This is a genomic window from Alkaliphilus oremlandii OhILAs (genome assembly GCF_000018325.1).
GTDB classification, from domain to species: domain Bacteria; phylum Bacillota; class Clostridia; order Peptostreptococcales; family Natronincolaceae; genus Alkaliphilus_B; species Alkaliphilus_B oremlandii.
The window spans coordinates 712,898-727,191 of sequence record NC_009922.1; the positions used below are offsets into that span (position 1 = coordinate 712,898).

A 14,294-nucleotide genomic window follows, 5' to 3' on the forward strand; every position below is an offset into this window, starting at 1 on the left:
GAAAATGTATAATGAATTTCTTCGTTTTCATTATGCAAGGGAATTAGAATGGGCGTTATATTTGAGAATGATTGGCAAGAATTATTAAAGGATGAATTTGAAAAGGAATATTACAAGAAAGTGAGAGGCTTTCTTGTGGAGGAGTATCGGACAAAGACCATCTATCCAGATAAAAATCACATTTTTAGTGCACTTCACTATACGGCTTATAAGGATGTAAGGGTGGTTATTTTAGGTCAAGACCCTTACCACGGTCCCAATCAAGCCCATGGTCTAAGCTTTTCAGTACAGCCCGGTGTTCGTATTCCACCATCCCTCGTAAACATCTATAAAGAACTGGAAACCGACTTAGGATGCTACATTCCGAATCATGGCTATCTTAAAAAGTGGGCAGATCAAGGGGTGCTACTACTCAATACCTCTCTAACGGTAAGAGCAGGAGAAGCAAATTCTCACCAAAAAATAGGGTGGGAAATATTCACAGATCATATCATTCAGCTATTAAATGATAGAAAAGAGCCGATCGTATTTATCCTATGGGGAAACAATGCCATCAGCAAGGAGCGCTTCATCACGAATCCACAGCACTATATCATAAAATCTGTTCACCCAAGCCCTTTATCAGCCAGCAGAGGATTTTTTGGATCGAAGCCTTTTTCAAAAACCAACAGTTTTTTAGAATCCATCGGTGAAAAGCCCATCGATTGGCAAATAGAAAATAGATAGACCGATGGGAGCATATAAAATTTATATGCTCCCATCGGTTTTATTGTTTAGAATATACAGATTTGAATGTTGTATTGTTTAAAAAACAAAAAGATGTACAGAACTTTTATAGTGTAACAATATTAACCACTGTATGAAAATTCCCATTGAGCTGGCCGATTTGTTCAGAAACTAAAGCGATAACAGAATCGTGCTCGGCGCTGGATATATTGGAGGGAACGACTAAATCGAAAATAATATTCGTTCGGGCTTCTCCATCAGCGATGCGAAGGTGATCAGCACGAAAAGTTTCATTAATCCCTTGAAGGATATGGGTAATGTCGGTATGAATTTCATTGATCCGATGGATATCTGTAGAGATGGGGTCCATATGGATGACCATATTAATTCCCAGCTCTCTAGCAATCTTTTCTTCCAGCTCATCGATGACAGAATGAATCTCAACGATATTGGATTTATCAGGGACTTCGGCGTGAATCGAAGCTACCACACGGCCGGGACCGTAGTCGTGCACCTTTAAATCATGGGTTCCTATAATATGTTTTCCTTCGGAGACCAAAGCCTCTATGGTATTGACCAGCTCAGGATCTGGAGAGGAGCCTAGTAGTAAATTAATTGTATCCTTTGCAATCTCAAAACCAGAATAAAGGATAATGAGGGAGATCACTACACCGACAATGCCGTCGATAGAGAAATCTATAAAATTTCCGATGACTGTTGTAATAATTACGGCACTAGTGGCGATGACATCGTTTAAGCTATCCTGTGCAGTGGCCTTATTGATGCTGGAATTAATGGCTTTGCCAATATATCGATTGTAAGAATACATCCAAAGCTTTATAGAGATTGAAAGTGTAAGGATGACGATGGACAAGGGGCTGAATAATACCTCTTCCGGTTGTAGAATCTTTTTGAAAGATGTACCAAATAGCTGTAATCCAACGAAAAAGATAATAAAGGACACGGCTAAGGATGAAATGTATTCAAATCTGCCGTGACCGTGAGGATGCTCCGGATCCGGCGGCTTATTGCTCATCTTCGCTCCGATAATAGCGATTAATGAGGAGCCCAAATCTGTTAGATTGTTAAAGGCATCGGATATAACAGCGATGCTGTTGATGAATAAACCGATGGACAATTTTAGGATGAATAAAAAGATGTTGCAAAGAATGCCCACGACACCACTTAAAACGCCATAGGATTCTCTTACAAATTTATCATTGGTGTTTTCATAATCCTTAATGAATTTTTTTATCAATAGTTTAATCAAAGTAAATCCTCCTGAAATGATGTATATCTATATATGATACCCCAATTTCCCATTAAAACCAATGGAAGGACTATATTTTATCATAGAATTGTCATAATTTCTTCCAGCGGCTTTCGAGCTGGACTGCTCAGCTCAGATTCTTCCGGTATTCCTAGGGGTGTTATGGCAACTAAATGGTATCCTTCTTTTTCAAATTGAATAAAGTCTGCAATTTCCTTTCCTGCAAAATTTGCACCAGCCATCCAACAGGTACCGTAGCCCATATTTGCAGCAGCAAGCATAAGGGTTTGAACAGCGGCACCGATATTTTGTATGCCTGGGCTGGCTGCAGCTAATCGATGGATTTCTTCTCTCGTTGCACCTCCTGCCTCCAAGATATCGAGGCCTGTAATTGGATAGTGTCCAGCAAATATCAATATTGTTACAGGTGCATTTGTAAATAAAGTAGCATGGTGGATACGGCTGAGGAATCCTGTTTTAAGAGCCTCATCGTTGATGGATGCTGTTATTGCTTTAGCTTTTTTTACAATGGTATCAGCGATTCCACGGATGATTTCTTTATTTGTTACCACGACAAAATGCCAATTTTGAAGGTTCTTTCCAGAAGGCGCATGGGTAGCCGCTGTTATGATCTCCTGAATATCCCCTAAAGGAACCTCTTCATTTTTAAACTTTCTTACGCTATGTCTTTTATAGATAAAATCAAGATAACTCATTGTTCTACCTCCCATATTTTGAATTGAATGATTAGAAATAGTATATCAGAAATATAGATGCAATCAAAATTTGAACAAATTTAATTCAAAGTGATTGACAAAATGTAGAATTAGTTATATAGTTAATTACACAAGTAATTAACTAATGAGGGAGGTGTAATATTGAATATTGATTTTAATAGTGAAAAACCCATCTACTTACAGCTAGCGGAGGCTATTGAAGATAGTATTTTAAAAGGAATATTTGAGGAAGAAACCCAGATTATTTCCACTACAGAAATATCAACAAAATATAAGATAAACCCAGCAACAGCGGGGAAGGGCGTAAATATACTTGTCGATGAAGGGATTATTTATAAAAAAAGAGGTGTAGGGATGTTTGTATCTGAGGGAGCGAAGGAAAAAGTCTTGAATAAGCGGAGAAAAAATTTCTATGAAACTTTCGTTATATCTTTACTTGAAGAAGCTTCAAAATTAAATATTTCTAAAAATGAAATTGTAGAAATGATAGAAGGGAGAAATTCTAAATGAAGATCATTGAAATAAAAGGAATAACGAAGCAATATGGGGATACAAAGGCACTGGACCATATAAATATTACAATTGCATTGTATTCTGATTTTGTATTCCTCGGTTGGATGGTTAATTTGGTGTACTATAGAAGTAATCATACGATGAAGATACTGGTATCGATTTCGCCTGTGATTGTATTTGCATTATTTCAATATATTCAGCAAAAAATTAAAGCCATCATGGGCATAGAAATTGTTACTAGTGTTCACATAAAGCAGGGTATAGTGGATGACCACATCTCTGCATTTCAGCCCGTCCACCTCTTTACGCTCCCCGATTTCAATATAATTGATGAGCTCCAGCAGCATTTCTCGGTCAAGCTGTTCTATGGCAACATACTTCTTGATGCTTTGCTTACCTTAAAGGGTAGTAACCGTACCCCAGCATCCGCATTTTCCTGTTGCTTTTTCGCTCCCTGTAAGTTACAATGAGAGCAACCAATTTTTGAAACTGTCGGGTTTCGTGAGCCGTCATTCCATTGCCGTGGAGTGACGGCTTTTGCTATTTTACAATCAAGAGGATCACCTCAACTTCAGAAAGACTAATTTTTAATTTATTTTAATATTAGTCTATATTTGCATCATAACAAAGTCTTGCAATTTTTTTAAGACTAATGCATAATCAAGAATATAATAAGTCTGATGGAGCTACTTTATTTAGATGTCTGGTCATTTGGAGCGTTATTTGAGGGCGTGGGCAAGGCGCTTATAAAACTGTATGAAACCAAGCAGCAGCAGTATGCCGATGAGGTGCTGTCTGCTCTGAATATCGTTGCGAAAAACCATATCTATTTTGAACTGCTGCGCCTTGACTGGCAGGAGCGTTTAGAAAAGGCGAAGGCACAGGACTTTAAAGACATTGTGGACTTGCTACCACGAAAAAAGCTGACCCATATTCCTGCCAACATTCACACCATGCAGGAGTTTAGCCTGTGGCTCAAGGAGTCTTGATATTATGGATACCTGTTACAGAGGGGGGAAGTCCTGTGCTGGATTATTTAATCACATTTGTAGATGACGAAGCTGACCGTCAAAAATTTACAGCTATTTATCAGGAGTATCATGCCAAAATGGAGAAGGTTGCCCTGCGGATTCTATCAGATCAAAAGGATGCAGAAGATGCTGTACAGAATGCGTGGATACAGGTTATCAAAAATTTTTCGAAAATTTCGAAAATTACCTGTGGGGAATTGCTGTTTTGGCTCGTTTCCATAACGAAAAACGAAGCGTTGATGATTCTCCGAAAGAAGCGAAAAACAGTTCCATTAGAGGAATGGGATGCACCCACAGAAGTCCCAAATCACGATATGAATTATCAGGAGCTTGTGGCACTCTTTACACGACTGCCTGAAACATATCGTGCCACATTGGAAATGAAGTTTTTGTTGCAGTATACAGATCGTGAGATTGCCGTACATTTGGGAATCAGTGAGACAGCAGTCAGTACCCGTGTCAATCGAGGACGGACACTGCTTCGTGAGTTTGTCTCCCAGTGTATCAAAGCTGGTGGAGTTCCAAGAGACAGTACGTGGAAGAAGGATTCAAGTGCTTGGATTAGCACATCCAAACTCGCTAAATATATGGTTGATAATGGCTATGCAACTAAGGAAAGCTATACGAATACAAACGCAGGAAATTTTGCAACCAGACCCGGTCATTCAGTGCTAATATCTATCAACAATACGGTTGATGTCTGTTACACTGCACATAATCGCAATAGAAAAGATGCTCCGTTTGGCAATACCGAACTTACCTCTACGTATTCGTTTTATGTGATCAAGAATTATTAAGTAGCAAATAAGACTCGAAGGAGTGATCATTTATGAAAAACAACCTGCGCATGTGTTCAATTCTCGCAATACTGTGTATTTTTATATTGGGCGCCTGCACGACTCATCAAGATGAGAACGATCAATTAGATTCTAGTGTGGACATGGCGTTGGAACAAGCAGTGTCAGATGCAATAATCTCTCACAACAGGGACCGCTTTAGAGGCGACGATAAGCAGATATTTGCCACTGAGTACCATGAGATACTTAAGACTGTGGTACAGGACAAATCTACCGAGGTATATTTGTTGGCTCTTTACGCTCAATACCAATTTGAAGAAGGTGAGGCAAAGCTAACGGGAGGAGGAAGCAACCCCTGTGTTATCACCTTTGCAAGCGCAGATGGTCTGTACAGCGTCACGGATTATTGGGAACCAGAAGACGGTGAGAACTATGAAAGCTCACTCCGCAGTAGATTTCCAGAAGACATTTTGGAAAACGGCACAGATTTGTCAGAGCCGAACGCTATGGAGATTTGCAATCAACGCGCAATAGACTACTTTGAGGGGCGAGGGAACGACTTGTCAGAACCCTAAGTCTGGTTGACCTAAAAGGGACACTCGGAGACGGTTTCCCGACCATTAACCAGTTGATTTCCAACTAGAAAGAGATACCCGCACATTTTACCGTGCGGGTATCTCTTTTTAGAAGCGTTGGGTTACCTTCCAGAACCGTGCCAATATGCAATCCCTCTGTCTTCAGGAAAATTTTTTGTTAGAGCTTCAAGTCCTTTTGAGCATTTTCCAATGAGATCCAATACAGAAAAGACAGAAAATTTATAAGCCACAAGGAGGTACACTACAAAACTATTTTGTAGTGTACCTCCTTGCATTTGATAATACTACCTTTGTAGCTTGCTTGTTTGTATACCGTTCTTTATGCGAAAACCTCATTAGTTTTTTAGAGAAGGGATTAAAAAATTTATTTACAAATCCTTATATTGCAGCGATAAATTTTGTGATAGCCATCCTTATCATTGCCTCTATGGTCTTTTTACTGATTCGGAGGGCGCCGGTTAAGGAGTAGAAAAAAGACTTCCTCTAAGAAAATAGAGGAAGTCTTTTTAAAATTCTTGAATACAAAGGATATCTGTTATATATTATATATAATAAATATATGATGGAGGGAACTTATGTTTTTAGAAATAGAATTTGAGTCAGAGATCCCAATTTATCAGCAGATTAAAAACCAGATCATAAGGGAAATCGCTTTGGGTCACTTAAAGCTGGGGCAAGATCTACCTTCCGTTCGTCAGTTGGCAGCGGATATCGGTATCAACTTTCATACCGTAAATAAGGTTTACAACCAATTAAAACAGGAAGGCTGGGTTGTGATTCACAGAAAAAGCGGTGTCATCGTCAATCCAGATCTCAATGCCCAAAAAACTACAGCATATATCACCACCCTAGAGGAACTCCTAAACATTACAACGGCAGAAGCATATTTAAGAGGCGTAACAAAGGAAGAATTCATGGCGCTCGTAGCAAAAAACTATGAACAATATATTTTAAAGGGCGAAGGATAAATGGATTTTTTGGTGGTGGCCAATCGATTGATTGTGTATTTTACCGTCATGATTATTGGTTTTCTTACGCCGAACTTTATGAAAAAACCTTATTCTTTGGCATCGGCATTCCTGAAGAAGCAGTGAAGCAGCTGAAATCTTGAAAATAAAAAAGAACTATAAACGTTATTTTATCCTCACTGGAATATTTATGATTATTTTCATACATCTTTTTGCCATGAAAGTAAATAATATGAACATATCCAATTTTGGTGTACTTCTATTGATCCTGATTACGACTACAAACTACTGGGTGACCCATAGTAAAGTAAAATCATTGAAGGAGAAAAAAACTGGGCTGCAAGTAAGACCAAATGGTGATTGTGGATATTTTTCGGCATCATAAACAAAATAAGCGATTTTTTACTGCTTCTGTATACCAACCAGCGTTTTTCCGTATAAAAAAGCTTCCAAGGAATTTCTTTAGAAGCTTTTTTTATTGACAGAATAAAAAAATAGAGATAAAATTAAATAAACAATTGCTTACTGTATAAGCAAATACTTAAAAGAAAGATGTGTTGATATGACCAATAGAGAACAGGAAATATTAGAGATCATAAGAAAAAATCCGATAATTTCTCAAAATGAATTGTCTCAGATTTTAGGCATAACCAGATCATCCGTTGCTGTTCATATTACAAACCTAGTTAAGAAAGGTTTTCTTTTAGGAAAGGGATATATTTTTCGAGATGATTCCTATGTTTCAATTATTGGAGGAGCCAATATCGATATTCAAGGATTTCCTAAAAGTAAATTGATATTGAAAGATTCCAATGTTGGAGCAGTAAAAATGTCTCTTGGCGGTGTAGGGAGAAATATCGGCGAGAACTTAGTGAAGCTGGGCATTCGCACGAACCTGATCAGCGTCATCGGGGATGATGTTTACGGTGGTAAAATATTAGAAGAATCAAGACTGATTGGATTGGGTATGCAGGATTCCCTAATACTAAAGGGAGAATCCACATCGACTTATTTATCTATTTTAAATGAACAGGGCGATATGGCTGTTGCAATATCTCATATGGATATATACGACAGAATGACTGTAGATTTTATTAAGGATAAAAAGCATGTGATTGAAAACTCTAGATTATGTGTTGTAGACACCAATATACCGGCATCGGTAATCGAATACGTTTTAACCGCACATAAGACACTGGATTTTTTTCTGGATACCGTTTCTACTACAAAGGCGAAGCGTGTTAAAGATTTTATCGGCTATTTTCACACTGTGAAAACCAATAAGATTGAAACTGAAGTGATCACAGGAATGCCGATCAACGATGAACGAGATTTAGAAAACGCAGCGGACTATTTACACAGGGCTGGTGTCAAAAGAGTGTTCATTACCCTTGGGGAAGAAGGCGTATTTTACAGCGATAATACAACAAGGGGCCGTGTCCGGGCGAAGGGTACCAAGGTTGTTAATGCCACCGGCGCCGGAGATGCATTTATAGCAGCCTTAGCCTATGCTTATATGAACGATCTGGAAATAGAAGAAAGTGCAAAGCTTGGCATTGCGGCTTCAATCATCGCAATATCCCATGAAAGCACCATCAACCCAAGTATGTCGATTGAAAATATAAATTTAAAAATGGAGGATATCTTATCATGTTAGCAAACTATTTAGAAATTAAACCAGAGGTAAAAAAAGCTTTAGAAGAAGGGAAAGCAGTTGTAGCTTTAGAGTCTACCATCATATCTCACGGGATGCCTTATCCTAAAAATGTTGAGACTGCTTTAAACGTTGAAAAAATTATCAGAGAGAATGGTGCAATTCCTGCTACGATTGCAATCCTTAATGGGAAATTGAAGGTTGGCTTAAGTGAAGAAGAAGTAGCGTATTTGGGAAAAGCTGAAAATGTGGTAAAAACATCTAGAAGAGATATTCCTTTCATTGTATCTCAGAAGTTAGATGGTGCTACTACGGTTGCATCTACTATGATTATTGCTGCTCTTGCTGGAATTAAGGTTTTTGCTACAGGTGGCATTGGTGGCGTTCATAGAGGTGCTGCTGAAACCATGGATATATCCGCAGATTTACAAGAACTTGCAAATACAGATGTTGCAGTAGTTTGTGCAGGCGCAAAATCCATATTAGATATTGGTTTAACTCTAGAATACCTAGAAACTCAAGGGGTTCCAGTTGTTGGATTTAAAACAGAGGAGCTTCCAGCTTTCTATACCAGAAAAAGTGGATTTAAGGTAGATTATAAAGTGGATTCTGCAGAGGCCCTTGCAAATGCATTGAAAGCAAAATGGGATTTAGGTCTAAAGGGTGGCATGGTAGTAGCAAATCCAATCCCTGAAGCGTATCAAATGGATTATGATACAATTAATACAGCCATTGAAGCGGCAGTAATCGAAGCAGATAAAAAAGGAATCAAAGGTAAAGAAAGCACGCCATTCCTTTTGTCAAAGGTTAAGGAGATTACGGAAGGTAAAAGCCTAGAGGCGAATATTCAACTTGTATATCACAATGCTAAGGTTGGTGCACAGCTTGCAGTGGAGCTTGCAAAGCTTGGATAAACAAAAACACAGTTCAGCGGGAGATCGAACTTCCGCTGAATTTTCTATGTATGCTATTAGCCTGCATAAAGTCTAGGAATCGGATTCATAATAATATAATCCTGGAAGATGGTTGACAAAGTATAGAAGAAGTTATATTATAATATTACGATATACAAATATAACAACTGTATGGGTTCACAAAAAATTCAGTGATAAGAGGCACAATGTAATCGCAATAAGGAGGAATATAGCATGGTAATGGAAGTAAATCAAGGTAATTTTAATGAGGTAATTAAGGATACAGTACCGGTCCTCGTAGACTTTTGGGCACCATGGTGCGGTCCTTGTAAAATGTTAGGTCCTGTTTTAGAAGAGGTTGCAGTAGAATTAGAAGGAAAAATGAAGGTTACAAAGTTAAATGTAGATGAGAATCAAGAGATCTCCATGGAATATGGCGTATCCAGCATACCGACCGTTTTAGTTTTCAAAGAGGGTGCCCTTGTTGACAGATTTGTTGGTTTTATGCCAAAAGCGGCGATTATACAAAAGCTAGAAAAGCATATATAAAGGAAGTGAGCCCTCTGAGTTTGTAAGTGAGGTGATCGATCAATGTCAGAGCGATATGATATCGCTATTGTGGGAAGCGGTCCTGCTGGGATTACTGCTGCCATCAATGCAAAAATTCGAAATAAGAAAATCATCCTATTTGGATATGAAAACTTGAGCAACAAGCTATACTTAGCCCCTAGGATCGATAACTACGTAGGGTTCCATGGTATCCGTGGGAAGGAATTAGCAGAAAAGTTTAAGGCACACTTAGATGAAATGGACATCGAGATCACGTATGAAAGACCGGACAATATTTATGCCATGGGCGATTATTATGCGATTATGATCAATGGTAAACTATATGAAGCTACAGCTTTGATCTTGGCTACGGGTATTCAATTTGGAAAACCATTTAGAGGAGAAGCTGAGTTTCTAGGAAGAGGCGTAGGGTACTGCGCTACCTGCGATGCTCCTTTATATAAAGGAAAGACCGTTACGATCATAGGATATAATAAAGAGTCTATTGAAGAAGCAAACTATGTGAGTGAGTTAGCTGAAAAGGTCTATTTTGTTCCCATGATGAAGGAAGAGTATAGCTTAAACCATAACATTGAAGTGATTCAAGATAAGCCTGTTGAAATTGTAGGCAGCACTAAGGTAGAAAAGCTGGTCCTTAAAAACTCTGAAATACAAAGTGATGGCATCTTTATCCTGCGGGATAGTGTTCCACCGGATCAATTGGTACCAGGACTGCTGGTAGAAGATGCACACATAAAAGTAAATCGAGATATGGAAACGAATCTTGAGGGATGCTACGCTGCTGGAGATGTCACTGGGAAACCATATCAATACTTAAAAGCAATGGGTGAAGGTCAGGTTGCAGCCCTAAATGCAGTAGCTTACTTAGAACGACGAAAACTAAATTCAGATGGGGTCTCAAACCCAACTGAAGGAAAATAGAAAGGCACTCTGAAAAGAGTGCTTTTTATATGATTTAATTTAAAATATTACAAATAGAATTTAAGCGAATATAATATAAAGATCGGGGTATATATGTTATATTATGGATTAGGGGGTAAAATACAATTGTTATGTAGTGCATCATTCTAAAAAATATACTAGAGGGAGTTGGTGAATATGAGTATCAGTTTAGATACACTGCTATTTGCTTTTGGATTGACATTGTTTGCGGGATTATCCACAGGAATTGGTAGTGCATTGGCATTTTATATGAAGCAGACCAATGAGAAATTTTTATCGGCAGCTTTGGGTTTTTCAGCAGGTGTAATGATTTACGTTTCTATGATTGAAATATTTGTAAAAGCAAGAGATTCATTGGAATTATACTATGGTGCAGCGAAGGGATATCGAATTACAACCATTGCTTTTTTTGCTGGAATGGCTTTTATTGCACTGATCGACAAATTTGTACCCAGTGGCGAAAATCCCCATGAAGCTCGGGATGTTACAGAAATGGAAGATGGCAATACAAAGAATTCTGAATTGCTAAGGATGGGGATGTTTTCAGCCCTTGCCATTGCAATCCATAACTTTCCAGAGGGATTGGCAACATTTGCAAGTGCTGTTCAAAACCCTACTTTAGGTGTCAGTATCGCTATTGCAATCGCTATTCATAATATTCCAGAAGGCATTGCAGTTTCTGTACCCATCTATTTTGCTACGGGAGATAGAAAAAAAGCTTTTTTATATTCCTTTCTATCAGGGTTATCAGAGCCAGTAGGTGCATTGATCGGGTTTTTCATTTTAATGAGATTCTTTAATGATGCTTTGTTTGGAATTATATTTGCAGCCGTGGCTGGAATTATGGTCTATATCTCTTTAGATGAGCTCCTGCCAACCGCCGAAAAATATGGAGAGCATCACATTGCAATTTATGGATTAATCTCTGGAATGATGGTCATGGCCTTAAGCCTTGTGTTATTTTCTTAAAAAACAGAGTGTGAAATTACCACTAATTGTAAAAGAGTAGTGGTAATTTTTTATAAAATTCAGTGGAATAAAAGCGTTAAGCCATATGCATGATGAACAATTTTTCCTTTATTAACAAAAGTTAATAAAGAAAGCCCTAAGGAATAAAGGAATTTAAGTGTATAATATAGAATAAATACAGAATGAATATCAGAAATATTCCGTACATTTAAAAAGAAAGGGAGAGGAGGCAACGCGATATGGAAGTAATATTAAAAGAAATCACATTCATCGCTCAGAAAAGTTCAGTTTATGACCATCCAACCAATGTACCGAACGAAATGCTACAGTGCACATAGAAAGGATGTTGGTTGAAATGAACGTGTTCGTTGACAAATTCAAAGAAGTAATAATGTCTGTACTGCCAGTGACTGCTATTGTATTACTGCTAAACTTTACTATAGCCCCCATTGGTACAGAGATGATTGGAAGATTTATTGTAGGCGCAATATTTATAATATTTGGTCTTTCCATCTTTTTATTCGGTGCTGAAATAGGAATTCAGCCCATAGGAAGCTTGATGGGATCCTCCATCGCAAAAAAGAAGAAATTATGGATTGTTGTTGTATTTGGATTTTTACTAGGATTCCTCGTAAACATTGCAGAGCCAGACTTACTCGTATTAGCGAGGCAGGTAAGTGAAGTAACCTCTGGTGCCATTGGTCAAACGACACTATTGATCGTTGTTTCCATCGGTATTGGGATAATGGTAGCCCTCGGTTTGGCGAGAATCGTATTTAAAGTTCCATTAAACAGAGTACTAACAGTTTTATACGGTATTATCTTTGCTTTAGTTTTATTTGCACCTAAAGTATTTTTAGGTATCGCTTTTGATTCAGGCGGAGCAACGACAGGGTCCATGACAGTGCCATTTATTTTAGCACTCGGTCTAGGGGTAGCCTCCATCCAGGGGGGAAAGGAATCAGAAGAGGATAGTTTCGGCCTAGTTGGAATCGCATCAGCCGGTCCAATGTTAGCAGTTTTAACCATGAGCTTATTATCGGGCATCAAAGAATTAACAGGAAGTCTTCCTTATCATGGAGAATCATCTGGAAGTATCATACGACCATTTCTACATGAAATACCAGCTTTATTAGTTGAAGTAACATTTGCTTTACTTCCCTTCTTAGTTTTATTTCTTATATTTCAAGTTCTAATTATTAGATTACCCAGAAAACAATTCGCACGAATATTAAAAGGTTTACTATACACATATATCGGGTTCTTACTATTTCTTACAGGCGTTAATGCGGGATTTATGGAGGCAGGAAGTGCCATTGGCCATACCCTTGCACTATTAGATTACAATTGGGTTGTCATTCCTATTGGATTTATCCTAGGATTCGTGGTAATATTTGCTGAGCCTGCGGTGTACGTACTAAATGAGCAGATTGAAACGGTTACAAGTGGGCATATACAAAGAAAGGTTATTTTATATGCGCTATCCATAGGCGTTGCATCAGCCGTAGCACTTTCTATGGTAAAGATTCTGGTAGCAGAAATACAATTGTGGCATTTACTCGTACCGGGATATCTGATTGCTGTAATCTTATCGTATTTTGCACCGAATTTATTTGTCGGTATTGCTTTTGACTCCGGTGGCGTTGCTTCCGGTCCAATGACTGCCACCTTTATCCTGGCTTTTGCCCAAGGTGTGGCAGAGGCTACAGAAGGAGCAGATGTGTTGCTGGACGCCTTTGGTGTAATCGCATTGGTTGCTCTAACGCCGTTAATAGCAATACAGGTATTGGGTTTAATATATAAGCATAAAGCGAAGAAAACTGCTGTTGGAGAGGAGTGATTGCGGTGAATTTAGACTTTGATAATAACTATGTTTTAATATTTGCCGTTGTGAATTATGGCGTAGGAAGTAAAGTTCTAACAGAAGCTAAGACCGTCGGGGCAACAGGAGCAACGATTTTCTTAGGAAAAGGAACCGTTAAAAATAATTTTCTAGAGTTTTTAGGTCTGAATGAAGTAAAAAAAGAAATTGTATTAATTGGTGCTACAAAAGATATGGAAGAAAAGATTCATCATCACTTAACAGAAAAGTTCCATATGGATAAACCAAATCATGGGATTATTTTCTCTGTAGATCTAAAGAAAATTATAGGATCAGGACGAAGACACGAATCTAATTTAGATTCTATAAAAGGGGGTAGAAGTGATATGGAATATGAAGTTATTTGGACTGTTGTAGAGAGAGGCCTTGGTCAGGAAGTTGTAGATGTAGCTACAGCTGCTGGAGCAAAGGGTGCTACCATCATTAATGCAAGAGGTGCTGGGCTACACGAGAACAATACATTTTTTGCAATGCATATTGAACCAGAGAAAGAAATTGTAATGATCATCATTAAAAAAGAAAAAGGTGAGGATATCGTAAATGCCATTAATCAAGCAATGGACATAGATGCGCCAGGAAAAGGTGTATTATTCGTTATGGATGTCAATCGGACATCCGGCCTTGTTCAGGAAGATGATGTAAAATAAGAAAAAAGTTGACACTATCATGAGTAGTGTCAACTTTTTTTATTTTGAGTACTTGAAATCGCTAAACCGTTGAAGTTA

At 38.2% G+C, this 14,294-nt stretch carries 19 protein-coding genes; 16 read left to right on the forward strand and 3 right to left on the reverse strand.

What is annotated here, in order from left to right; translation table 11 throughout:
• Window positions 1–48: 48 nt before the first annotated feature.
• Window positions 49–726, forward strand: coding sequence for a uracil-DNA glycosylase (locus CLOS_RS03355; protein ID WP_012158516.1), 678 nt, complete (start codon window positions 49–51; stop codon window positions 724–726).
• 106 nt (window positions 727–832) lie between these two features.
• On the opposite strand, the gene CLOS_RS03360 is transcribed toward CLOS_RS03355, so the two are convergent.
• Window positions 833–1,996 (reverse strand): cation diffusion facilitator family transporter, encoded by a 1,164-nt coding sequence (locus tag CLOS_RS03360; RefSeq protein ID WP_012158517.1) that lies wholly within the window; start codon window positions 1,994–1,996, stop codon window positions 833–835.
• An 80-nt stretch (window positions 1,997–2,076) separates the two neighbouring features.
• Window positions 2,077–2,712: a nitroreductase family protein gene (locus tag CLOS_RS03365; protein WP_012158518.1), complete on the reverse strand. Its 636-nt coding sequence runs from the start codon at window positions 2,710–2,712 to the stop codon at window positions 2,077–2,079.
• 162 nt (window positions 2,713–2,874) lie between these two features.
• Between CLOS_RS03365 and CLOS_RS03370 the strand changes: the two genes are divergently transcribed.
• The 5 genes from CLOS_RS03370 to CLOS_RS03390 all read left to right on the forward strand — a co-directional run bounded on the left by CLOS_RS03370 (window position 2,875) and on the right by CLOS_RS03390 (window position 5,649).
• Window positions 2,875–3,243 (forward strand): GntR family transcriptional regulator, encoded by a 369-nt coding sequence (locus CLOS_RS03370; protein ID WP_012158519.1) that lies wholly within the window; start codon window positions 2,875–2,877, stop codon window positions 3,241–3,243.
• Complete coding sequence (locus CLOS_RS16530) at window positions 3,240–3,716, forward strand: hypothetical protein (protein ID WP_041718948.1); 477 nt, start codon at window positions 3,240–3,242, stop codon at window positions 3,714–3,716. Before CLOS_RS03370 ends, CLOS_RS16530 begins: the two co-directional genes overlap by 4 nt.
• 210 nt (window positions 3,717–3,926) lie before the next feature.
• Complete coding sequence (locus CLOS_RS03380) at window positions 3,927–4,235, forward strand: hypothetical protein (protein ID WP_012158520.1); 309 nt, start codon at window positions 3,927–3,929, stop codon at window positions 4,233–4,235.
• Between the two features lie 35 nt (window positions 4,236–4,270).
• Window positions 4,271–5,074: a sigma-70 family RNA polymerase sigma factor gene (locus CLOS_RS15505; protein ID WP_156774384.1), complete on the forward strand. Its 804-nt coding sequence runs from the start codon at window positions 4,271–4,273 to the stop codon at window positions 5,072–5,074.
• Window positions 5,075–5,106: 32 nt separating this feature from the next.
• Entirely contained in the window at window positions 5,107–5,649 is a 543-nt protein-coding gene (locus tag CLOS_RS03390; protein ID WP_012158522.1) for a hypothetical protein, read from the forward strand.
• A 122-nt stretch (window positions 5,650–5,771) separates the two neighbouring features.
• On the opposite strand, the gene CLOS_RS16265 is transcribed toward CLOS_RS03390, so the two are convergent.
• Window positions 5,772–5,900 carry a hypothetical protein gene (locus CLOS_RS16265; RefSeq protein WP_278183745.1) on the reverse strand — a complete coding sequence of 43 codons (129 nt, stop codon included), beginning with the start codon at window positions 5,898–5,900 and terminating at the stop codon, window positions 5,772–5,774.
• A gap of 345 nt (window positions 5,901–6,245) precedes the next feature.
• Here CLOS_RS16265 and CLOS_RS03400 point away from each other — a divergent pair, with 345 nt between their 5' ends.
• The 10 genes from CLOS_RS03400 (at window position 6,246) to CLOS_RS03435 (ending at window position 14,216) form a co-directional block, all read left to right on the forward strand.
• Window positions 6,246–6,638: a GntR family transcriptional regulator gene (locus CLOS_RS03400; RefSeq protein ID WP_012158523.1), complete on the forward strand. Its 393-nt coding sequence runs from the start codon at window positions 6,246–6,248 to the stop codon at window positions 6,636–6,638.
• Window positions 6,639–6,764 (forward strand): hypothetical protein, encoded by a 126-nt coding sequence (locus CLOS_RS16270; RefSeq protein WP_278183746.1) that lies wholly within the window; start codon window positions 6,639–6,641, stop codon window positions 6,762–6,764.
• A 13-nt stretch (window positions 6,765–6,777) separates the two neighbouring features.
• Window positions 6,778–7,023 (forward strand): hypothetical protein, encoded by a 246-nt coding sequence (locus tag CLOS_RS15800; protein WP_012158524.1) that lies wholly within the window; start codon window positions 6,778–6,780, stop codon window positions 7,021–7,023.
• Between the two features lie 177 nt (window positions 7,024–7,200).
• On the forward strand, window positions 7,201–8,295 hold the full coding sequence (locus CLOS_RS03405) for a PfkB family carbohydrate kinase (RefSeq protein ID WP_012158525.1): 1,095 nt from the start codon (window positions 7,201–7,203) through the stop codon (window positions 8,293–8,295).
• Window positions 8,289–9,206, forward strand: coding sequence for a pseudouridine-5'-phosphate glycosidase (locus CLOS_RS03410; protein ID WP_012158526.1), 918 nt, complete (start codon window positions 8,289–8,291; stop codon window positions 9,204–9,206). Before CLOS_RS03405 ends, CLOS_RS03410 begins: the two co-directional genes overlap by 7 nt.
• Window positions 9,207–9,440: 234 nt before the next feature.
• The gene (gene trxA, locus CLOS_RS03415; RefSeq protein WP_012158527.1) at window positions 9,441–9,755 is read left to right on the forward strand and encodes a thioredoxin; all 315 of its coding nucleotides are present in this window, start codon (window positions 9,441–9,443) and stop codon (window positions 9,753–9,755) included.
• A gap of 42 nt (window positions 9,756–9,797) precedes the next feature.
• A complete protein-coding gene (locus tag CLOS_RS03420; RefSeq protein ID WP_012158528.1) occupies window positions 9,798–10,697 on the forward strand; it encodes an NAD(P)/FAD-dependent oxidoreductase in 900 nt (299 codons plus the stop codon).
• Window positions 10,698–10,874: 177 nt separating this feature from the next.
• Complete coding sequence (gene zupT / locus CLOS_RS03425; RefSeq protein WP_012158529.1) at window positions 10,875–11,687, forward strand: zinc transporter ZupT; 813 nt, start codon at window positions 10,875–10,877, stop codon at window positions 11,685–11,687.
• 355 nt (window positions 11,688–12,042) lie between these two features.
• On the forward strand, window positions 12,043–13,527 hold the full coding sequence (locus CLOS_RS03430; RefSeq protein WP_012158530.1) for a DUF1538 domain-containing protein: 1,485 nt from the start codon (window positions 12,043–12,045) through the stop codon (window positions 13,525–13,527).
• Window positions 13,528–13,532: 5 nt separating this feature from the next.
• Window positions 13,533–14,216 (forward strand): P-II family nitrogen regulator, encoded by a 684-nt coding sequence (locus CLOS_RS03435; RefSeq protein ID WP_041718953.1) that lies wholly within the window; start codon window positions 13,533–13,535, stop codon window positions 14,214–14,216.
• The last annotated feature ends 78 nt before the right edge of the window (window positions 14,217–14,294 follow it).